At 71.1% G+C, this 21,191-nt stretch carries 19 protein-coding genes and 1 pseudogene; 18 read left to right on the top strand and 2 right to left on the bottom strand.

Going from position 1 to position 21,191, the window contains the following annotated elements; all coding sequences use genetic code 11:
* Window positions 1–91: 91 nt before the first annotated feature.
* The 16 genes and pseudogenes from AQ610_RS38095 to AQ610_RS10145 all read left to right on the top strand — a co-directional run.
* Window positions 92–286, top strand: a pseudogene (locus AQ610_RS38095) (ABC transporter permease); the annotation flags it as partial.
* A gap of 294 nt (window positions 287–580) precedes the next feature.
* Window positions 581–772: a Flp family type IVb pilin gene (locus tag AQ610_RS10215; RefSeq protein WP_015601974.1), complete on the top strand. Its 192-nt coding sequence runs from the start codon at window positions 581–583 to the stop codon at window positions 770–772.
* 65 nt (window positions 773–837) lie between these two features.
* Complete coding sequence (locus AQ610_RS10210; protein ID WP_006026642.1) at window positions 838–1,317, top strand: A24 family peptidase; 480 nt, start codon at window positions 838–840, stop codon at window positions 1,315–1,317.
* Between the two features lie 12 nt (window positions 1,318–1,329).
* Window positions 1,330–2,370 carry a Flp pilus assembly protein CpaB gene (cpaB, locus tag AQ610_RS10205; RefSeq protein WP_006026643.1) on the top strand — a complete coding sequence of 347 codons (1,041 nt, stop codon included), beginning with the start codon at window positions 1,330–1,332 and terminating at the stop codon, window positions 2,368–2,370.
* Between the two features lie 32 nt (window positions 2,371–2,402).
* Entirely contained in the window at window positions 2,403–3,866 is a 1,464-nt protein-coding gene (locus tag AQ610_RS10200; RefSeq protein WP_041861688.1) for a type II and III secretion system protein family protein, read from the top strand.
* A 33-nt stretch (window positions 3,867–3,899) separates the two neighbouring features.
* Complete coding sequence (locus AQ610_RS10195) at window positions 3,900–4,319, top strand: CpaD family pilus assembly lipoprotein (protein ID WP_006026645.1); 420 nt, start codon at window positions 3,900–3,902, stop codon at window positions 4,317–4,319.
* Between the two features lie 10 nt (window positions 4,320–4,329).
* Window positions 4,330–5,562, top strand: coding sequence for a CpaE/TadZ family protein (locus AQ610_RS10190; RefSeq protein ID WP_043282590.1), 1,233 nt, complete (start codon window positions 4,330–4,332; stop codon window positions 5,560–5,562).
* A complete protein-coding gene (locus tag AQ610_RS10185; RefSeq protein WP_006026647.1) occupies window positions 5,562–7,172 on the top strand; it encodes a TadA family conjugal transfer-associated ATPase in 1,611 nt (536 codons plus the stop codon). The genes AQ610_RS10190 and AQ610_RS10185 overlap by 1 nt, the downstream gene beginning before the upstream one ends.
* Entirely contained in the window at window positions 7,169–8,155 is a 987-nt protein-coding gene (locus tag AQ610_RS10180) for a type II secretion system F family protein (RefSeq protein WP_006026648.1), read from the top strand. The genes AQ610_RS10185 and AQ610_RS10180 overlap by 4 nt, the downstream gene beginning before the upstream one ends.
* The gene (locus AQ610_RS10175) at window positions 8,152–9,096 is read left to right on the top strand and encodes a type II secretion system F family protein (RefSeq protein ID WP_006026649.1); all 945 of its coding nucleotides are present in this window, start codon (window positions 8,152–8,154) and stop codon (window positions 9,094–9,096) included. Before AQ610_RS10180 ends, AQ610_RS10175 begins: the two co-directional genes overlap by 4 nt.
* Entirely contained in the window at window positions 9,093–10,139 is a 1,047-nt protein-coding gene (locus AQ610_RS10170; RefSeq protein WP_009917530.1) for a tetratricopeptide repeat protein, read from the top strand. The genes AQ610_RS10175 and AQ610_RS10170 overlap by 4 nt, the downstream gene beginning before the upstream one ends.
* Window positions 10,136–10,564: a TadE/TadG family type IV pilus assembly protein gene (locus AQ610_RS10165; protein WP_009917531.1), complete on the top strand. Its 429-nt coding sequence runs from the start codon at window positions 10,136–10,138 to the stop codon at window positions 10,562–10,564. Before AQ610_RS10170 ends, AQ610_RS10165 begins: the two co-directional genes overlap by 4 nt.
* Entirely contained in the window at window positions 10,557–11,588 is a 1,032-nt protein-coding gene (locus AQ610_RS10160) for a TadG family pilus assembly protein (RefSeq protein WP_006026652.1), read from the top strand. The genes AQ610_RS10165 and AQ610_RS10160 overlap by 8 nt, the downstream gene beginning before the upstream one ends.
* A gap of 238 nt (window positions 11,589–11,826) precedes the next feature.
* Window positions 11,827–12,642 (top strand): ABC transporter substrate-binding protein, encoded by an 816-nt coding sequence (locus tag AQ610_RS10155; RefSeq protein WP_006026653.1) that lies wholly within the window; start codon window positions 11,827–11,829, stop codon window positions 12,640–12,642.
* Window positions 12,643–12,801: 159 nt separating this feature from the next.
* Complete coding sequence (locus AQ610_RS10150) at window positions 12,802–13,527, top strand: amino acid ABC transporter permease (RefSeq protein ID WP_009912467.1); 726 nt, start codon at window positions 12,802–12,804, stop codon at window positions 13,525–13,527.
* 2 nt (window positions 13,528–13,529) lie between these two features.
* The gene (locus AQ610_RS10145; protein WP_006026655.1) at window positions 13,530–14,273 is read left to right on the top strand and encodes an amino acid ABC transporter permease; all 744 of its coding nucleotides are present in this window, start codon (window positions 13,530–13,532) and stop codon (window positions 14,271–14,273) included.
* Window positions 14,274–14,283: 10 nt separating this feature from the next.
* Here AQ610_RS10145 and AQ610_RS10140 read toward each other — a convergent pair whose 3' ends face one another.
* The gene (locus tag AQ610_RS10140) at window positions 14,284–15,705 is read right to left on the bottom strand and encodes a peptidoglycan DD-metalloendopeptidase family protein (RefSeq protein ID WP_006026656.1); all 1,422 of its coding nucleotides are present in this window, start codon (window positions 15,703–15,705) and stop codon (window positions 14,284–14,286) included.
* A 320-nt stretch (window positions 15,706–16,025) separates the two neighbouring features.
* On the bottom strand, window positions 16,026–16,697 hold the full coding sequence (locus tag AQ610_RS10135; protein WP_006026657.1) for a TetR family transcriptional regulator: 672 nt from the start codon (window positions 16,695–16,697) through the stop codon (window positions 16,026–16,028).
* A gap of 143 nt (window positions 16,698–16,840) precedes the next feature.
* Here AQ610_RS10135 and AQ610_RS10130 point away from each other — a divergent pair, with 143 nt between their 5' ends.
* Both AQ610_RS10130 and AQ610_RS10125 read left to right on the top strand, forming a co-directional pair.
* The gene (locus AQ610_RS10130) at window positions 16,841–18,040 is read left to right on the top strand and encodes a MexX/AxyX family multidrug efflux RND transporter periplasmic adaptor subunit (protein ID WP_006026658.1); all 1,200 of its coding nucleotides are present in this window, start codon (window positions 16,841–16,843) and stop codon (window positions 18,038–18,040) included.
* Between the two features lie 16 nt (window positions 18,041–18,056).
* Window positions 18,057–21,188 carry a multidrug efflux RND transporter permease subunit gene (locus AQ610_RS10125; protein WP_006026659.1) on the top strand — a complete coding sequence of 1,044 codons (3,132 nt, stop codon included), beginning with the start codon at window positions 18,057–18,059 and terminating at the stop codon, window positions 21,186–21,188.
* The last annotated feature ends 3 nt before the right edge of the window (window positions 21,189–21,191 follow it).

The following is a 21,191-nucleotide window of genomic DNA, read 5'->3' as shown; positions in this document are numbered from 1 at the left end:
AAGACATCGGTCGCGCTCGCGCTGATCGCCGCATGGGAAATCGCCGCGCGCGCGATCGACAACGATCTGCTACTGCCGCTCGCGTTGCTGTGAGCTCGCGTTCGGCGCGAGCGCGGGCGGCGGCGGGCTCGGCTGGTACATCTTCCAGAACCGCAACGAGCTCTACACGGACCGCGTGTTCGCCGGCCTGGCCGCGGTGATCGTGATCGGGCTCGTCGTCGAGCACGGCGTGTTCGACGCGCTTGAACGCGCGACCGTCAGGCGCTGGGGCGTGCACGCGCAGTAGAGCGATCGGCCGAATCCCGCCATTCATTCCGGATACCGAACGATCAACCGCGGATCACCCGCCGTTCGCCCGCGCGTTTCTTCATTCGATTGAGCGGGCAACGATGAAACCTGACGGGTGCATTTCGCCTTGCCTTCGAGGCTTTCATCGGATCCCAAAGCAAATTGAGGGAACGAGGGTTAGCCCCACTGTGGAACGTTTGCGTCGCGCCCGTTAAGCGGTACGGAAAGTCAAGCTTTCCAGCGTCGTGCCCACGGCGCTTCGATCATGCAGCCGTTCTTTCAGGAGACTCTCATGCTGCGTTTCATTCAATCGCTTTTGCGCGACGAGCGCGGGGTCAGCGCACTCGAATATTCAGTGCTGGCCGGCATCGTGGTGGTGGCAGTCGCTGCGGCAGGTGCCATCTTCGGCGGCAATTCCGGCTTGCCGAACCTGTTCCAGAACATGATCACCAAGGTGACGAGCGTACAAACCAACGGCCATTGACGACGAACCGGCCGGCGCCGCTCGCTGTGGCGCGCCGGCCGCGTTCCCCGATTTCACGAACGCCCATGATTCTCTCGCTCAAGCTCGTCGCCAGTTGGACGCTCGCGTCGCTCGCGCTCGCCGATCTGCGCGCGCGGCGGCTCGCGACGTTCGCGGTCGCGATCGTCGGCGCGCTGTATGGCGCGCTGGCGCTCGCGGGCGCGCCGGGCGACGGCGGCTTCGCCGCGCATGCGGCGCTCGGTGTGGCCGCGTTCGCGCTCGGTGCGGCGATGTTCCGCATCGGCTGGATCGCTGGCGGCGACGTCAAGCTCGCGGCCGTGGTGTTTCTGTGGGCAGGTCCCGCGCATGCGGGGCCGGTCGCGTTCGCGATCGGCGTCGGCGGTCTCGCCGTCGGCGCCGTCTGCATCGCGGCCGCGCGCGCGCCGCGCGCGCTCGCGTGGTTCGCGCCGGCGCGCGGCGTCCCGTACGGGGTCGCGCTCGCGGCGGGCGGCCTTTTCGCCGTGTGGGCGCCGGCCGCTTGCCGGCTGCCCGCATGTCTTGGATGACAGGCGGCCGACATGTCCCATTTTCTCAAGCTCGCCGGCCTGATGCTCGTCGCGGTGGTCGGCGCGTTCCTGTTTCGCGCGCTATATGTGGCGGCGTCGCAGCCGCGCCCGGCCGCGCCGCCGCAACAGGTGCGCGTGCGCGTCGCGGCCGCCGATCTGCCGGCGGGCCTGCTGCTGCGCGACGCCGATCTCGGCTGGAAGACGATGGCGCGCGGCGACGCGCCCGCCGGCGCGTTGATCGAAGGCGATGTGCGCAGCGACGCCAAGACCGCGAACGTGGCCATCGACGCGAGCGTTGCCGCAGCCGGCGATCTGAAGGGCGACCTGCTGCGCCATCCGGTGCGCGCGGGCGCACCGCTCGGCCCGGCCGACGTGATCCTGCCGAGCGCGCCCGGCTTTCTCGCGGCCGCGCTCAAGCCCGGCATGCGTGCGATCTCGGTCGCGATCGACGACGTATCCGGCAATGCCGGCCTCATTGAGCCGGGCGACTACGTTGACGTGCTGCTCACGCAGCAGCTCGCCGCGCCGGGCGGCGCGCCGGCCGACCCGGAGCGCGCGGTCGAATCGGAGACGATCGCCGCGCGCGTGCGCGTGCTCGCGGTCGGCTCCGCGTTCCAGCGGCCGAAGGAGGACGCCGCGCAGCCGAACACGCGCGCGCGCACGGTGACGTTCGAGGTGAGCTCGCACGATGCGCAGGTGATCACGGTCGGCGCGCATCTGGGCGCGCTGTCGCTCGCGCTGCGCAGCTTCGCGACGAGCGATCGCGGCGCGGGCGGCGTGGCGTTTGCGGAGCCGCCCGCGCCGCCGGTATGGGCGGGCGACGTGTCGCGCGCGCTGCGCGCGGAGGCGCCGGCCGCGCCGCCGCGCCGCGGAGGCGCCGCGCGTGCGGGGGCCGAGCGGCGCGTGATCGTCTATCACGGCTCGAAGCAGGACGACGCGGTGGGCGCGGGCGCCGGCGCGCCGCTGCCGGGCGGCGTGCCGCCGATTCCGACGCTGCCGCCGTTGCCGGGAGCGGCGACGCCGCCGGCCGGCGGCGCGCGGCCGGCGGCGTGACGGATGGCGATCGATCAGGAGGACGAGTCGAAATGGGGAGCGTGATTGGCGCGATCGGCGTGCGGCAAGCGGCGTCGGCATCGGCATCGCCGCACGCGGTGCGCTCACGCGCGCGTGCGAGCGGGCGGCGCGCGGCGGCGGCCGCGCTGGGGTGGCTCGCGGTTGCGCTGAGCGCGATGACGGTCGCGCCGCGGCTCGCGCGTGCGGCCGAGCCCGCGCCGGTGCTCGCCGTGCCCGCCGGCGGCGGCGAGATGGTGAAGCTGCCGGAGCCCGCGGTCGCGGTGTTCGTCGCGGACCCGGACGTCGCCGACGTGCACGTGCCGACGCCGCAGGCCGTGTTCGTGCTCGGCAAGAAAGCCGGCACGACGACGCTGTTCGCGCTCGGCGCGAACAACCGGACGATTCTGCGCGAGACCGTCGTCGTCGACGTCGACACGCCGTCGCTGCAGCGCATCCTCGACGCGCGCTTCCCTCAACTGCATCTGACGCTCGCGGGCGCGCCGGGCTCGCTGATGGTGAGCGGGCGCGTGCCGAGCGCCGCGGACGCGGACGCCGTTGCGCAGACGCTCAAGCCTTACCTGCGCCAGCAGGAATCGCTCGTCAACCGGCTCACGCTCGCGCGGCCGATCCAGGTGCATCTGCGCGTGCGCATCACCGAGGTCGACCGCAACATCACGCAGCAGCTCGGCATCAACTGGAGCGCGCTCGGCGCGAGCGGCAATTTCGTCGGCGGGCTGTTCAACGGGCGCACGCTGTTCGATACGGCGTCGAAGGCGTTCGATCTGTCGCCGTCGGGCGCATTCTCGGTGCTGGGCGGCTTTCACACGTCGCGCTACTCGATCGACGGCGTGCTCGACGCGCTCGATCAGGAAGGCCTCATCACGATGCTCGCCGAGCCGAACCTCACCGCGATCTCCGGCCAGACCGCGAGCTTTCTCGCGGGCGGCGAGTTTCCGATTCCGGTCGCGCAGGACACGACGGGCGCGATCACGATCCAGTTCAAGCCTTACGGCGTGTCGCTCGATTTCACGCCGACCGTGCTCGCCGACAACCGGATCAGCCTCAAGGTGCGCCCGGAGGTGAGCGAGATCGATCCCACCAACAGCGTGACGACGGGCAGCATCAAGGTGCCGGCGCTGACGGTGCGGCGCGTCGACACGACGGTCGAGCTGTCGAGCGGGCAGAGCTTCGCGATCGGCGGCCTCCTGCAGAGCAAGAGCAGCGACGTGCTCGCCGAGCTGCCGGGGCTCGCGCGGCTGCCCGTGCTCGGCAAGCTGTTCTCGTCGCGCAATTACCTGAACGACAAGACCGAGGTCGTCGTGATCGTCACGCCGTACATCGTGCAGCCGGCGAATCCGGGCGAGCTGCACGACGCGCTCGACGACGTCACGCGCCCGAGCAGCGACATCGAGTTCGTGCTGCAGCGCTCGCTCGGCATCGATCCGCTCGGCGGCGATGCGCCGCGGCTCGCGGGCCCGGCGGGCTTCGTCTACTGACGACGGAAGGCAAGAGGAACACGGAGGCATGCGATGGCGATTCGATTGGAACACACGCTGCGCCGGCGCGCATCGCGCGCGGTGGCCGCGTGCGCGTGGACGGCGCTCGCCGCGCTCGGCGGCTGCATGGCCGGCCATCCGCCGTACGGGATGCCCGATGCGTCGGTGATCGGCTACGACGCGCGCACGGGGCTCGCGCGCGCGCCCGACTGCGCGGCGCTCGAGCAGCGCTCGCAGATGATCGACGCGGGCCGCGCGCGGCCCGGCGTGAGCTTCGGCTGCGCGACCTACGGCAATCTCGCGGCGATGCTCGCGCGGCCCGCCGATCTCGTCGCGCCGCTGCCTTACGCGGGCGCGGACGCGGCGCTCGGCGCGAGCGCGGTGCGCCGTTACGACGAGGGCCGCACGACGCCGCTCAACCCGACGTCGACGACGACGTCCGTCACGCATTAGCGGAGGCGAGATGGGAGCACTCGATCTGATGGGCGGCGCGCGGCGCGCGAAGGACCTGCGCGAGGCGGCGGGCGGCGCGCGCCTGATCGCGATCGTTGCCGACACGGCGAGCGACGAAGCGATCCGCAACCTGATCGTCGATCAGGCGATGACGGGCGCGCACGTCGCGCGCGGCGCGATCGACGACGCGATCGCGCTGATGCGCGATCTGCCGCACGGGCCGCAGCATCTGCTCGTCGACGTGTCGGGCGCGGCGATGCCGCTGTCCGATCTCGCGCGGCTCGCCGACGTCTGCGATCCGTCGGTGAACGTGATCGTGATCGGCGAGCAGAACGACGTCGGCCTGTTCCGCAACATGCTGCGCATCGGCGTGCGCGACTATCTCGTCAAGCCGCTGACCGTCGAGCTCGTGCACCGCGCGCTGTCCGCGGCCGATCCGGGCGCGGCCGCGCGCACCGGCAAGGCGATCGGCTTCGTCGGCGCGCGCGGCGGCGTCGGCGTGACGAGCATCGCGGTCGCGCTCGCGCGCCATCTCGCGGACCGCGTCCGCCGCCGCGTCGCGTATGTCGATTTCGATTGCCACGGCGGCGCGGCGTGCTCGATGCTCGGCGTCGTGAGCAATCAGGGGCTCGTCGAGCTGCTGCAGAATCCGCAGCGGCTCGACGCGCAGTTGATCAAGCACGCGATGGTCGCGCAGAGCGACCGGCTCTCGGTGCTGTCGGCCGAGCTGCCGTACGACAGCGAGGCGCCGTTGCGCGCGGGCGCGGTGGCGGGGCTCGTCGGCGCGCTCCGGCATCAGTTCCATTACGTGCTGCTCGATCTGCCCGAGCGCGCGGGCCGGCTCGCCGACGAAGCGCTCGCCGCGTGCGCGAGCGTCTACATCGTCGCCGACCGCTCGGTGCATGCGGCGCGCGAGGTGGCGCGGCTGCTGCATCATGCGGAGACGCTCGACGGCGACGCGCACGTGTCGCTGATCCTCAACAACGCGCAGCAGCCGGTGCGCGGCCGCGTCGAGCCGGCCGACTTCGCGCGCGCGGTCGGGCGTGCGTCGGCGCTCGAGCTGCCGTACGAGCCGCTCACGCTCGCCGTCGCCGAGAATCTCGGCGCGGCGCTCGACGCGCCGCGCGGCGGCTTCGCGGCCGGCATCGCCGCGCTCGCGCAAGGGCTGACGGGTGCCGACGCGGCGAGCGCGCCGCGCCGGCCGTGGTACGCGCGGCTTGCCGGCGCGCGGGGCGCGCAATGATGTTCGGCCGCCGCCCGTCGTCTTCGTTCGCGCCCGGCGCCGACGTCGGCGTGCGCGAGTTCGCGAACGACGCCGCGTTGCCGGGCGCGACGCCCGCCGTTGGCCACGCGTCGGCGCCCGATGCGCCCGATGCGCCCAATGCGGGCGGCGCGTCGCGCGCGCGCGATCCGGCGGACGCCTCGCGCGCGAATCCGCCCGCGGGCGCCCGGCGGGAAAGCGGCGCACCCGACGGCCATCCGCGCGCGCCGCGCGACGCTCGGGACGATCGCGACGCTCGGGACAATCGCGACAATCACGACGATCGAAACGACCCTGACGGCTCCGGCCACGCGCAAGACCACCACGAGGCGCTGATCCGCTCGGAGACGTTCAGGACGATCCGCGCGGTCGTGTTCTCGTCGATGAACATGTCGGCCGCGCTGATGATGTCGCGCGCCGAGGTGCGCGAAGGCATCGAGCAGACGGCCGCCGACATGATCGCGCGCGAGCGCCTGACGGTGACGCTCGCCGAGCAGGCGCTCATCGTCGACGAGATCCTCAACGACATGTTCGGCGTCGGCCCGATCGAGCCGCTCCTCGCGGACGAGCGCGTGACCGACATCCTCGTCAACGGCCCCGACCAGGTGTACGTCGAGCGCGCGGGCAAGCTCGAGCTCACGCCGCTGAAGTTCCGCGACAACGCGCACGTGATCAACGTCGCGCAGCGGATCGCGGCGGCGGTCGGGCGGCGCGTCGACGAGAGCAGCCCGATGGTCGACGCGCGGCTCGCGGACGGCAGCCGCGTGAACGTCGTGCTGCCGCCGATCGCGATCCGCGGCGCGTCGATCTCGATCCGCAAGTTCGCGAAGCGCAACATCACGCTCGCGCGGATGGCGCAGCAGGGCAACCTGTCGCAGGCGATGGTCGAGGTGCTGAAGATCGCGAGCGCGTGCCGGCTGAACATCGTGATCTCGGGCGGCACGGGCTCCGGCAAGACGACGCTGCTGAACGCGCTGTCGCACTTCATCGATTCGCACGAGCGCGTCGTGACGATCGAGGACGCGGCCGAGCTGCAACTGCAGCAGCCGCACGTGGTGAGCCTCGAGACCCGTCCGGAGAACAGCGAGGGGCTGGGCGGCGTGTCGCAGCGCGATCTCGTGCGCAACGCGCTGCGCATGCGCCCCGACCGGATCATCCTCGGCGAGACGCGCGGCCCGGAGGCGTTCGACGTGCTGCAGGCGATGAACACCGGGCACGACGGCTCGATGACGACGATCCACGCGAACACGCCGCGCGATGCGATCACGCGCCTCGAGAGCATGGTGATGATGGCCAACGGCAACCTGCCGCTCGTGTCGATCCGCCGGCAGATCGCGAGCGCGGTGCACATGATCCTGCAGATCGAGCGGATGCGCGACGGCGTGCGGCGCGTCACGCGCGTGACCGAGATCGCGGGCATGGAGGGCGACGTCGTGATCACGCAGGATCTGTTCGCGTTCCGCTACGACGCGAGCGCGTTCCAGGAGCAGGTGCACGGGATGTTCGAATCGTCTTCGCTGCGGCCGGCGTTCGCGCAGCGCGCCGCGTATTACGGCCTCGAGGGCGCGCTGCTCGGCGCGTTGCAGCCGTGAGCGCCGCGGACGTCGTTGCCGTCGGCGCGTTCTTCGCGATCGTCGTCGCGGGCTTCGTCGTGCGCGCGCTGCACGATCTCGCGCGTCGGCGGCCCGCCGCGCGCGTGCGGGCGCGCGTCGGCGCGCTGCGCGCCGCGGGACGCAGCGCGCCGCCCGCGCGCGCGTCGCGCGTCGGCCAGCAATTGTTCACCCGCCCGCACGGCGAAGGCGAAGACGGCGCGCTGCGCGCATGGCTGCGCGCGCGCGGCGAGCGCGTGCGCACGGCGGCGGGCGCGGGCGGCGCGCGCGCGATCGCGTTCGCCTCCGCGCTCGCGGCGCTCGCGGGCTTCGTCGGCGCGTCGTTCGCGGGCGTCGCGCCGTGGCTGCGGATCGCGCTCGCGGCGGCGCTTGCGGCCGGCGCGGCGCGCGCCGTCTACCGGATTCTGATCGCGCGCTTCAAGCAACGCTTTCTCGGCGTGTTCCCGGACGCGCTCGATCTGATCATCCGCGCGGTGCGCGCGGGCATCCCCGTCGCACAGGCGATCGGCACCGCGGGCCGCGAAAGCGAGGAGCCCGTGCGCGCGACGTTTCGCGCGATGGGCGATGCGCTGCGCGTCGGCGCGGACCTGAAGGACGTGCTCGAGCAGCAGGCCGAGCGCCTGCAGCTCGCCGATTTCTCGTTCTTCGGCGTGTGCCTCGTGTTGCAGCGCGAGACGGGCGGCAATCTGACGGAGACGCTCGAGAACCTCTCGGGCATCATCCGCACGCGTCGCGACATCCGGATGAAGACGCGCGCGCTGACGGCGGAAGGGCGCATCGCGAGCAAGATCATCGCGGCCGTGCCGTTCGCGATCGCCGCGTTCCTGTTCGTCGTGAACCGGCCGTACATCGACCTGCTGTTCCGCACGCGCGCGGGGCACAAGATGCTGATCCTCGCCGCGGTGCTGCTCACGATCGGCCTCGCGATGATTCGCAAGATCGCCAACCTGGACACGTCGCGATGAACCCGGCCGCGCTGTCGATCGCCATCATGCTCGTGCTCGCCGCTGTCGTGGCGCTTGCGTGGCTGCTCGCGCGCGACGTCGCGGCGCGCCGGCGCGTCGCGCAGCGTGCGCGCGCGAGCGCCGCGCGCGCAGCGGCCGTCTACGCGCCCGTGGACGACGGCGCGCGCAGCGTGCCGCGGCGCGTCGCGCAGCGGGTGGCGTCGCTCGGCGAGCGGGTGCCCGTCGTCGACGCGACGCAGCGGATGAAGCTCGCCGCGCGGCTCGCGAGCGCGGGCTTTCGCGAGTGCCACGCGGTGTCGGTGATGGTGGGGCTCAAGCTCGTCGTCGGCGCGTGCGCGGGGCTCGCCGCGCTCGTCGTCGGCGCGCACGTGCCGCGCGCCGGCGATTATGTCGTGCTGCGCGTGCTGATGATGGCGGGCGCGTTCGTGATCGGCATGATGCTGCCCGAGCACGCGCTCGGCTTCGCGGTCGCGCGCCGCCAGAAGACGATCGCCGCGTACCTGCCCGACGCGCTCGATCTGCTCGTCATCTGCACGAACGCGGGCAACAGCCTCTCGGTCGCGATCCGGCGCGTCGCGTCCGAGCTGAAGACGATCTGCCCGCCGCTCGCCGACGAATTCTCCGTCTGCGCGAACGAGCTGCAGATCGGCGGCGAGCCCGCGTTCGCGCTCAACGCGATGGCTGCGCGCATCGGCCTGCCGTCGATGCGCGCGCTCGTGACGACGCTCGTCCAGTCGCAGCAGTACGGCACGCCGATCACGCAGTCGCTGCGGATGCTGTCGCGCACGGAGCGCGCGATGCAGATGATCGCGCTCGAGGAAAAGGCGGCGAAGCTCGCGCCGAAGATGACGCTGCCGATGATGCTGTTCGTGATGCCGACCGTCGCGTTGATCGCGGCGGGGCCGGCGGTGATTCGACTGATAGCGGTGTTCCACAAATGAACGAGCCACATTTCGACGACGCATGCGATCGCGCATGCACGGCGCGGCGCATCGGCCGCGAGGGGCATGCAGGGCGGGCAGGGCGCGTGGGGCGCCTGCGCCGCGCGACGCCGGCCGCGCGGGTGTTCTCCCCGTTGTTCTCCCCGTTGTTCTCCTTGCTGTTCTCCCTGTCGTTCGTCGCGCTGCTCACGGGCTGCGCGAGCCACGGCGCGTTTCAGCCGCGGCCAGTGCTGTCGCAGCGCGGCACGGTCGGCGACAGCGATCTGACCGTCGCCGAGAGCGCGCTCGCGGCCGGCAACGCGGAGCTCGCGGCGACGCTCTTCGAGCGCGCGCTGAAGGCCGACCCGCGGTCGCTGCCCGCGCAGGTCGGGCTCGGCGATGCGATGTACCAGACGGGCGAACTTGCGCGCGCGGGTGTCTTGTATGTGCAGGCGGCGACCGCCGCGCCGGACGATCCGCGCGCGCAGTTGGGCCTCGCGCGCGTCGCGCTGCGCGAGCGGCATCTCGACGACGCGCTCGCGCGTTACGCGAAGCTGAACGCCGCGCATCCGGAGAACATCGCGGCGGCGGCCGGCCTTGGCACGGTGCTGGATCTGCTCGGGCGGCACGACGACGCGCAGAGCGTGTATCGCGCGGCGCTCGCGCGCCATCCGGACGCGCACGCGCTCACGACCGATCTCGGCCTGTCGCTCGTGCTCGCGAATCGCGCGCGCGAGGGCGCGAACGTGCTGCTCGACGTCGCGGGGCTGTCGAACGCGCCGGCGCAGGCGCGCGAGGACCTTGCGCTCGCATACGGGATGCTCGGCAACGACGATGCCGCGAAGCGCATCCTCATTCACGATCTGCCGGCGGCGTCGGCGGAGGACAACCTGCGTTTCTACCGGAACGTGCGCGAGCGAAGGGCGGCGGGGGCGGGCAGTCCGGGCGGCGCGCCGAATGTGACGAGTGCGGCAGGCAAGGCGAACGCGGCGCATGCAGCGGCGGCAGCGGGCGCGACCGCCGGCGCCGGCCCCGCGCCCGTGCGCGCGGAGATTGTCAAATGAAACGCGTCTCCCGGCTGGTGCGCGACGAGCGCGGCGTGGTGTCGCTCGAATTCGTGCTCGTGTTTCCGTTCATGATGCTCGTGCTGTTCGGCATCGTCGACACGAGCCTGCTGCTCTGCGACAAGGCGGTGATCACCAACGCGAGCCGAGAGGCCGCGCGCGCGGGCGTCGTCGTGCGCGTGCCGCAACTGGCCGCGACCGACATCGCGAACGTTGCGCTGTCGTACGCGCAGGGCAGCCTCGTGAGCGGCGGCACGGTCGGCGCGCCCGTCGTCAACGTCGACCAGTCGGCCGGCACGTCGCCCGGCAGCCCGTTGAAAGTGACCGTCAGCTACACGTATCAGGGCCTCGTGCTCGGCTCCGCGCTGAGCGCGCTGACGGGCCCGATCACGCTGACGGCCGTGACGGTGATGAACTATGAATGAGCGTCGCGCCGCCGCCGCGCGCCGCCGTGAGCGCGGCTCCGTCGTGCTGTGGTTCCTGCTGTTCCTGCCGGTGCTGCTGCTCTTCGGCGCGTTCGCGATCGACTTGCCGCACGTCGCCACCGCGCGCAACGAACTGCAGAACGCGGCGGATGCCGCCGCGCTCGCCGGCGCCGCGTCGCTCGAGTCGAGCCCGGGCGCGCCCGTGTGGGCGGCGGCCGCGAGCGCGGCAAGCGCCGCGCTGTCGCTGAACGCGGCCGACGGCGCGACGCTGTCGAGCGGCACGGTGCAGACGGGCTACTGGAACGTGACGGGCGCGCCCGCCGGCCTCGAGCCGACGACGCTCGTGCCCGGCGCATACGACGTGCCGGCCGTGCAGGCAACCGTCACGCGCGCGACGAACCGCAACGGCGGGCCGCTTGCGCTGCTGATGGGCGGCTTCCTCGGCCTCGTCGGCGCGCCCGCGGCGGCGACGGCGGTCGCGGTTGCCGCCGCGCCGTCGACGCTCGGCGCGGGCGGGCTTTTTCCGATGGTCATCGATCAATGCGTGCTCGACCAGTACTGGGACGCGCAGGCGGGCGCGCCGCGCGTCGATCCGGCGACGGGCGCGCCCTACGAGTTCCAGGTCGGCAACGGCCAGACTTACGGCGGCACATGCTATGCCGGCCAGTGGACGACGTTTCTCGTCAACGCGAACGACGTGCCGACCGTGCGCGGACTGATCGCGAACGGCAACCCGACGCCGCTCTCGATCGGCGACAGCATCTGGATCGAGCCCGGCATGAAGACTGCGATCTACTACGACGTGCCGGTCGGCGTGACGGTCGTCGTGCCGGTCGCCACGCAGATCAGCAGCAAGACCTATGTGCCGGTCGTCGCGTTCGCCGCGTTTCATATCGACGCGTCCAACGGCGCGAACATCAAGGCGATCACCGGCCACTTCGTCGGCGGTTACCGGATTCCCGCGAGCGCGGGCGGCGTCGGGCCCGCGTACGGCGCGTACGTCGCGCCGCGTCTCGCGTATTGAGCGCGGACGCACGCCTGCGGCCACGCGCATGATCGCGGCGCGCGCCGACGCGAACGCGCCGCGCCGCATCGCACGCCGCCCGCGCACGCGATAGCATGAAAACTGCTGAGTTCAGCAGCATTTCTTGGTTCGAAAACGGTGCATGCACTGATACGGTGACGAATTCGCGGCGCATCGCGCGCCGCGTCGCTCATCAGCCGGACGCGCCGGCGTCACCTAGAACAAGAGAAACGCACCAATGAAACTCAAGCCATTCGCTACCTGGCTCATCGGTCTGTCGCTCGTCGCCGCGCATGCGGCCGCGCACGCGGACCGCCTCGACGACATCAAGAAGTCCGGCGTGCTGCGCGTCGCGACGTTCGACAGCAATCCGCCATTCGGCTTCGTCGATCGGAAGACGAACCGGATCGTCGGCCTCGACGTCGACTATGCGCAGGCGCTCGCCGACAGGCTCGGCGTCAGGCTGAAGCTGCAGCCCACCAATCCCGCGAACCGCATTCCGTTCCTGACCTCGGGCAAGGTCGATCTCGTGCTGGCGAACTTCACGATCACCGACGAGCGCGCGAAGCAGATCGACTTCAGCATTCCGTATTTCGCGTCCGGCCAGCAGTTCCTCGCGAAGAAGGGCGTGCTGAAATCGGCCGACCAACTGAACGGCCTGCGCATCGGCGCCGACAAGGGCACGACGAACGAAGTCACGCTGCGCGAGAAATTCCCGAAGGCGACGATCGTCGCGTACGACGACACGCCGTTCGCGTTCGCCGCGCTGCGCGCGGGCAACGTGCAGGCGATCACGCAGGACGGCCCGAAGCTGATCGGCCTGCTCGCGAACGTGCCGGACAAGCAGAACTACGAAGTGCCCGCGTTTTCGATCTCGAACGATTACATGGGCGTCGGCGTGCCGAAGGGCGAGACGCGGCTCGTCGCGTTCGTCAACGATACGCTGACGAATCTCGAAGCGAACGGCCGCGCGGGCCGGATCTACGATGCATGGTTCGGGCCGAACACGAAGACGCCGCTCGCGCGGATCTTCCGGATCGGCGACAAGCGCTGAACGCAGCGCCGAGCCCGCTGAACCCGCGCGGGCCGCCTGCACGCCGCATGCGGCCCGCATTCGCGCGTGATGCGAGCGCGTGCGCGATCGAGGCGCGCGACACGCAATCGCGCGACACGCAACCTGCGGCCGCCCGCCCCGACGGCCCGAAGCAACGAGATGGACGCCTGGCTCGCTCCCAAATATCTGATGTGGTTATGGCAGGGCTTCCTGCTGACGCTCGGCCTGTCGTTCGCGGCGGCCGTCGCGGCGACGCTCGCGGGCTTCGCGCTCGCGATCGCGCGGCATGCGAAGCGCGCATGGCCGAGGCGCGCGGCGGCCGCGTACGTCGTCGCGTTTCGCAACACGCCGCTCGTCGTGCAATTGCTGTTCTGGTATTTCGGCGTCGCGTCGCTGCTGCCCGAGCCCGTGATGGCGTGGCTCAACGCGCGCCATGCGGCGGCCCTGGGCGGCGTCGAGCTGCATTGGCCGTCGTTCGAGTTCGTCGCGGGCTGGGTCGGCCTGAGCTGCTACACGAGCGCGTTCGTCGCCGAGGAGTTCCAGGCGGGGCTGCGCGGCGTGCCCGCCGCGCAGCATCACGCGGCGAGCGCGCTCGGCCTGTCGCCGCTGCAGACGTTCCGGTTCGTCGTGCTGCCGCAGGCGGTGCGGATCGCGCTGCCGCCGCTCTTCGGCCAATACATGAATCTGATCAAGAACTCGTCGCTGACGATGGCGATCGGCGTCGCCGAGCTGTCGTATGCGTCGCGCCAGGTCGAGACCGAGACGTTCCGGACCTTCGCCGCGTTCGGCGTGTCGACCGTGCTGTACATCGCGGCGGTCGCGGCCGTCGAAGCGTTCGCGCAATGGACGGTGCGGCGCCGCGATCGCACGTTCGCGGGGCGCTGACGATGGATCTGTCGATACTCGCGGACAACCTGCCGTACCTGCTCGTCGGCGCGTTTCCCGACGGCCCGCTCGGCGGCGCCGCGCTGTCGCTCGTGCTCGCGCTCGCGTCGGCGCTCGCATCGGCCGTGCTGGGCGTCGCGCTTGGCGTCGCGCTCACGCTCGCGACGGGCGCGCGGCGCGGCGCGCTCGTTGTCGTGATCGGCTTTTTCCGCGCGATTCCGGTGCTGATGCTGATTTTCTGGACCTACTTCCTGCTGCCCGTGCTGCTGCACGCGGACGTGCCGGGGCTCGCGGCCGTCGTGTGCGCGCTGTCGCTCGTCGGCGGCGCGTATCTCGCGCATTCGGTGCACGCGGGCATCCGGGCGGCGGGCGACGGGCAGTGGCAGGCCGGGCTGTCGCTCGGGCTCACGCGCTGGCAGACGGTGCGCCACGTGCTGCTGCCGCAGGCGGTGAAGATCATGACGCCGTCGTTCGTCAACCAGTGGGTGTCGCTCGTGAAGGATACGTCGCTCGCGTACATCGTCGGCGTGCCGGAGCTGTCGTTCGTCGCGACGCAGGTCAACAATCGGCTGATGGTGTATCCCGCGCAGATCTTCCTGTTCGTCGGCGTGATCTACCTGATTCTCTGCACCGCGCTCGACGTCGCGGCGACGTGGCTGCTCGCGGGCCGTCGGCGCGGCTCGCCGCGCGGCGACGAGGCGTCGCGCGCAACTGCCGCGCAGCCGGCGTCGGGCGGGCCGCGATAGCGTCGCGGCGTCACGACGACGCGTAATGCGTGTTGAAGATCGCGCGCAGCGTCGACGTATCGGTCGCGAACTCGGCCCACAGCGGCGCGTCGACCTGCGCGAAGCCGAGCGGCCGCGCGCCGCCCGATGCGAGCCGGAAGCGCGCCTCGCTCGCGACGCGCCTGAACGCGTCGAGCTGCATCGCCGACAGCGTGTTCTGCGCGTTGGCGAGCGCGACGAGCGGATCGACCGGCCGATCGTCGACGCGCACCTCGAAATGCAGATGCGGGCCCGTCGCCGCGCCCGTCGCGCCGACCGAGCCGATCCGCTGGCCCTGCGCGACCGTCATCCCGACGTCGAGCCCCGGCGCGAACGCCGACAGATGCGCGTAGTAAGTCGACGTGCGGTCCGGATGGTCGATGACGACATACTTGCCGTAGCCGAGCGCATCGTAGCCGACGAACGACACGACGCCCGCCGCCGCCGCGTCGACGCGCGTGCCGGCCGGCGCGGCGAGATCGACGCCCGTGTGCATTTGCAGGATGTGCGACAGCGGATGCACGCGCTCGCCGAAGTACGAGCTGATGCGCGTGCTGACGACGGGCATCGTGAGCGCGGGCGCGTCGAGCGGCGCGCCGTCGAACGCGTAGTACGCGCCGCCCGCCGCGCCCGGCGGCTTGAACCAGACCGCGCCGAACCGGCGGCCCGCGACGCGCAGCTCGAGCGCGGTCACGCGCGGCTTGCCCGATGCGGCGTCGAACGCGATCCGGTAGCGGTCGCCCTGTTGCGCGTTTGCGTGCGACTGCACGCGGTCGGCGATCAGGTCGCCGATCTGGATGCGTACTTCGGGCGGGATGTCGATCCGGTTCAGCGTGTCGGCGAGCGTGTCGTCGATCGGCCCGGCGCGCACGCCGCCGTCCGTGAGCGCGAGCACGGAATCGGCGAGCGAGAACGCGCGGCCGTCGTAGCCGAGCAGTTGGTTGCGGTGCGCGGCGAGCGACGCGAAGAGTCCGGGGCTCGCGCCGGGCCGCGCGAGTCCCGGCTGCGCCGGGCCGGGCTGCGTGACGTCCGCCTGCGCGTCGCCGAGCGTCGGGCCCGCCGACTCTTGGCGACGCGCGGCGAGCGTTCGCAGCGGCGCGGCAGGCGGGTTCTGCTCGGCGATCAGGCGCTCGAGCTCGCCCGTGACGAAGCGCTGCGCGCTCGGAAACGGCGCGTCGGCGAACACGCGCTGCGGCGTGCGCGCGGCGTTCGCGCCCGACGCATCGGGCGACTTCGACACGGCCGGCAGCGCCGCGAGGCCGCAGGCGATCAGCGCGCCGAGCGCGCCCGCCGCGGGCAGCTTGCGCCTGAACGAACGAGGAGGGGCCGAGCGAGCCGCCGATCCGGCGACGGACGCGGGATCGGCGAAAGAGACGGAAGAAACGGAAACGGATTGCGCGATTGGCTTGGCCAAGAGTGCCACATCCTTGAAAAGGGCGGTTCGAACGAAAAAGGGTGTGGGCGGCGACTGCGTCGGAGCCCGCGTCGGGGCGGGCCGGCAGCGCCTGGGCGTCAACGCGGCGAGGCGCGCTCGCGAACGGAACGCGCCCCGCTGCGCGCCGCTCGGCCCAACGACGCGGACGATGTCCGCTCCGAACGGCGATTCGGTTTCCGAGGGTTCAAACCCAGATGAAGCATCGACGCCATCCAGGATGACCGCGCGGCGCGCGCAAATGTTCCGGGCAATTTGACGATTTTATGTAGGGGCGGATACGCAAAGCCTGCGATGCGCGCTCAGCGCGCGTTTGCGCGCGACAAAGCGCGCGGCGCGCAATCTTCTGCCATCCGTAGAGCGGGCGACGCGCGCAGCGCATCGACGCCCGCGTCGAGCATCGCTTCGGCGTCGCGCCAGCGATCTCCGCGCAGCCGCGTCGTCCAGATCATCGAGCCGAAGATGCCTTCGAGCAGCGACAGCAGAAAGACGCCCGCCAGATGCACGTCGAGCGACGCGTCGAGTTCGCCCGCGGCGACCGCGCGGCGCAGCAGCGCCTTCGCGATGCGCAGCGTCTGCAATTCGTAGAGCGTGCGCCGGCGCATCAGCGGCGCGTTTTCTTCGCTCTGCTCACATTTCATGTAGAGGATCTCGAGCACGCGCTGCATCGAGCCGGGCTCGCCGCATTGGTGCAGATAGTGCGACGCGGCGAGCCGCAGCGTCGCGAGCGTGGGCCGCTCGTCGGACAGATCGAAGCCCTCGGCCGCGCGCGAGAACGCGCGGTCGCACACCGCGACGCACACCTCGATCTTGCCGTTGAAGTGCCCGTAGACCGCGCCGCGCGACATGCCGGCCGCCTCCGCGATGTCCGCCATCGCGGTCTGGCCGACGCCCTTTTCCAGCAGCACGAGCTCGGCGGCGTCGAGGATCCGGTTCTTCGTGTTCAGCGATTCTTCGCGCGTCTTGCGGGCCATATGGGTGTTGCTCCCTTTCGAATGCTTGTCGCTTTCTTACGACAATATGTCGGGCGACACTATTTAATCAATCGTGACTGATTATAATCGATCGCCCCGACCGGCCCCGAATTCGTCCCGGTCGAGCGACTTGCGAGGAAAAAATGAAATACGAATGGGCACGCATGCGCCGCTTGTCGGCGGCGCTCGCGGTCGCGGCGTTCGTCGCGGCCGGCTGCGGCAAGCACGAAAGCGAGCACGACGCCGCCGCGCCGCGCGAGGCGAGCGTCGTCACGGTGAAGAAGACATCGGTGCCGCTGTCGGTTGAATTGCCGGGCCGGCTCGACGCCTACCGGCAGGCCGAGGTGCGCGCGCGGGTCGCGGGCATCGTGACCGCGCGCACCTACGAGGAAGGGCAGGAAGTCAAGCGCGGCGCGGTGCTGTTCAGGATCGATCCCGCGCCGTTCAAGGCGGCGCGCGATGCGGCCGCGGGCGCGCTCGAGAAGGCGCAGGCCGCGTATCTCGCGGCGCTCGACAAGCGCCAACGCTACGACGAGCTCGTGCGCGACCGCGCGGTCAGCGAGCGCGACCACACCGAGGCGCTCGCCGACGAGCGGCAGGCGAAGGCGGCCGCCGCGTCGGCGCGCGCGGAGCTCGCGCGCGCGCAACTGCAGCTCGACTATGCAACCGTCACGTCGCCGATCGACGGCCGCGCGCGCCGCGCGCTCGTGACGGAAGGCGCGCTCGTCGGCCAGGATCAGGCGACGCCGCTCACGACCGTCGAGCAGCTCGATCCGATCTACGTGAACTTCTCGCAGCCCGCCGCCGAGGTGGAATCGCTGCGGCGCGCGGTGAAGAGCGGGCGCGCGGCGGGCATCGCGCAGCAGGATATCGAGGTGACGCTCGTGCGTCCGGACGGCAGCACGTACGCGCGCAAGGGCAAGCTGCTGTTCGCGGATCTCGCGGTCGATCCGTCGACCGACACGGTCGCGATGCGCGCGCTCTTTCCGAATCCGGAGCGCGAGCTGCTGCCGGGCGCGTACGTGCGGATCGCGCTCGATCGCGCGATCGCGCGCGACGCGATCCTCGTGCCGCGCGACGCGCTCCTGCGCACGGCCGACGGCGCGACCGTCAAGGTTGTCGGCCAGAACGGCAAGATACGCGACGTGACGGTCGAGGCCGCGCAGATGAAAGGCCGCGACTGGATCGTCACGCGCGGGCTCGCGGGCGGCGAGCGTGTCGTCGTCGACGACGCCGCGCAATTCGAAGCGGGCGCGACCGTGAAGGCGGTCGAGCGCGGCGGCGCCGCGCAACCGGCCTCCGGTTCCGCCGTGGCCGCCGCGCCCGACAAGCGCCAAACCTGACAAGCACAATTCGATCATGGCTCGTTTCTTCATCGATCGCCCGGTGTTCGCGTGGGTGATCTCTTTATTCATCATGCTGGGCGGCATCTTCGCGATCCGCGCGTTGCCCGTCGCGCAGTATCCGGACATCGCGCCGCCCGTCGTCAGCCTCTACGCGACGTATCCGGGTGCATCCGCGCAGGTCGTCGAGGAATCGGTCACGGCCGTGATCGAGCGCGAGATGAACGGCGTGCCCGGCCTGCTGTACACGTCGGCGACGAGCAGCGCCGGCCAGGCGTCGCTGTCGCTCACGTTCAAGCAGGGCGTGAGCGCCGATCTCGCGGCCGTCGACGTGCAGAACCGCCTGAAGACCGTCGAGGCGCGGCTGCCCGAGCCCGTGCGGCGCGACGGCATCTCGATCGAGAAGGCGGCCGACAACGCGCAGATCATCGTGTCGCTCACGTCGGAGGACGGGCGGCTGTCGGGCGTGGAGCTTGGCGAATACGCGTCGGCGAACGTGCTGCAGGCGCTGCGGCGCGTCGAGGGCGTCGGCAAGGTGCAGTTCTGGGGCGCCGAGTATGCGATGCGGATCTGGCCGGACCCCGTCAAGATGGCGGCGCTCGGCCTGACGGCGTCCGACATCGCGTCGGCCGTGCGCGCGCACAACGCGCGCGTGACGATCGGCGACGTCGGCCGCAGCGCGGTGCCGGACAGCGCGCCGATCGCGGCGACCGTGCTCGCGGACGCGCCGCTCACGACGCCCGACGCGTTCGGCGCGATCGCGCTGCGCGCGCGCGCCGACGGCTCGACGCTCTTTTTGCGCGACGTCGCGAGAATCGAATTCGGCGGCAACGACTACAACTACCCGTCGCTCGTGAACGGCAAGACGGCGACCGGCATGGGCATCAAGCTCGCGCCCGGCTCCAACGCGGTCGCGACCGAGAAGCGCGTGCGCGCGACGATGGACGAGCTCGCGAAGTTCTTCCCGCCGGGCGTGAAATACCAGATTCCGTACGAGACGGCGTCGTTCGTGCGCGTATCGATGAGCAAGGTCGTGACGACGCTCGTCGAGGCGGGCGTGCTCGTGTTCGCGGTGATGTTCCTCTTCATGCAGAACTTCCGCGCGACGCTGATTCCGACGCTCGTCGTGCCCGTGGCTCTCCTCGGCACGTTCGGCGCGATGCTCGCCGCGGGCTTCTCGATCAACGTGCTGACGATGTTCGGGATGGTGCTCGCGATCGGCATCCTCGTCGACGACGCGATCGTCGTCGTCGAGAACGTCGAGCGGCTGATGGTCGAGGAGAAGCTGCCGCCGTACGAGGCCACCGTGAAGGCGATGAAGCAGATCAGCGGCGCGATCGTCGGGATCACCGTCGTGCTGACGTCGGTGTTCGTGCCGATGGCGTTCTTCGGCGGCGCGGTCGGCAACATCTACCGGCAGTTCGCGTTCGCGCTCGCGGTGTCGATCGGCTTCTCGGCGTTCCTCGCGCTGTCGCTCACGCCGGCGCTCTGCGCGACGCTGCTCAGGCCCGTCGCCGACGACCATCACGAGAAGGACGGCTTCTTCGGCTGGTTCAACCGCTTCGTCGCGCGCTCGACGCAGCGCTACACGCGGCGCGTCGGGCGGGTGCTCGCGCGCCCGCTGCGCTGGCTCGCCGTCTACGGCGCGCTGACGGCCGCCGCCGCGCTGCTGATCACGAAGCTGCCGGCCGCGTTCCTGCCCGACGAGGATCAGGGCAACTTCATGGTGATGGTGATCCGCCCGCAGGGCACGCCGCTCGCCGAGACGATGCAGAGCGTGCGGCGCGTGGAGGAATACGTGCGCACGCATTCGCCGAGCGCGTACACGTTCGCGCTCGGCGGCTACAACCTGTACGGCGAGGGGCCGAACGGGGGGATGATCTTCGTCACGATGAAGGACTGGAAGGCGCGCAAGCAGGCGCAGGATCAGGTGCAGGCGATCATCGCGGGGATCAACGCGCGTTTCGCGGGCACGCCGAACACGATGGTGTTCGCGATCAACATGCCTGCGCTGCCCGACCTCGGCTTGACGGGCGGCTTCGACTTCCGGCTGCAGGACCGCGGCGGGCTCGGCTACGGCGCGTTCGTCGCCGCGCGCGAGAAGCTGCTCGCCGACGGGCGCAAGGACCCCGTCCTCACCGATCTGATGTTCGCCGGCACGCAGGACGCGCCGCAACTGAAGCTCGACATCGATCGCGCGAAGGCGTCGGCGCTCGGCGTGCCGATGGAGGAGATCAACGCGACGCTCGCGGTGATGTTCGGCTCCGACTACATCGGCGATTTCATGCACGGCTCGCAGGTGCGCCGCGTGATCGTGCAGGCGGACGGGCTGCACCGGCTCGATCCGGGCGACGTGACGAAGCTGCGGGTGCGCAACGCGAAGGGCGAGATGGTGCCGCTCTCCGCGTTCGCGACGCTGCACTGGACGATGGGCCCGCCGCAGTTGACGCGCTACAACGGCTTCCCGTCGTTCACGATCAACGGCGCGGCGTCGGCCGGGCACAGCAGCGGCGAGGCGATGGCCGCGATCGAGCGGATCGCGTCTGCGCTGCCCGCGGGCATCGGCTACGCGTGGTCGGGCCAGTCGTACGAGGAGCGGCTCTCGGGCGCGCAGGCGCCGATGCTGTTCGCGCTGTCGGTGCTCGTCGTGTTTCTCGCGCTCGCGGCGCTGTACGAGAGCTGGTCGATTCCGTTCGCGGTGATGCTCGTCGTGCCGCTCGGCGTGATCGGCGCGGTGGCGGGCGTCACGCTGCGCGGGATGCCGAACGACATCTATTTCAAGGTGGGACTGATCGCGACGATCGGGCTGTCCGCGAAGAACGCGATCCTGATCGTCGAGGTCGCGAAGGATCTGGTCGCGCAGGGCATGTCGCTCGCCGATGCGGCGCTCGAGGCGGCGCGCCTGCGGCTGCGGCCGATCGTGATGACGTCGCTCGCGTTCGGCGTCGGCGTGCTGCCGCTCGCGTTCGCGACGGGCGCCGCGTCCGGCGCGCAGATCGCGATCGGCACGGGCGTGCTTGGCGGCGTGATCAGCGCGACGCTGTTCGCGATCTTCCTCGTCCCGCTCTTTTTCGTGTGCGTCGGCCGCGTGTTCGACGTCGTTCCGCGCCGCCGCGGCGGCGCGCACGCGGCACTGGAGATCAAGTGAAAG

It is taken from the genome of Burkholderia humptydooensis (assembly GCF_001513745.1).
Classification (GTDB): domain Bacteria; phylum Pseudomonadota; class Gammaproteobacteria; order Burkholderiales; family Burkholderiaceae; genus Burkholderia; species Burkholderia humptydooensis.
The sequence above is the reverse complement of the archived record's forward strand: the minus strand, read 5'-3'. Positions and strand labels throughout refer to the sequence as shown.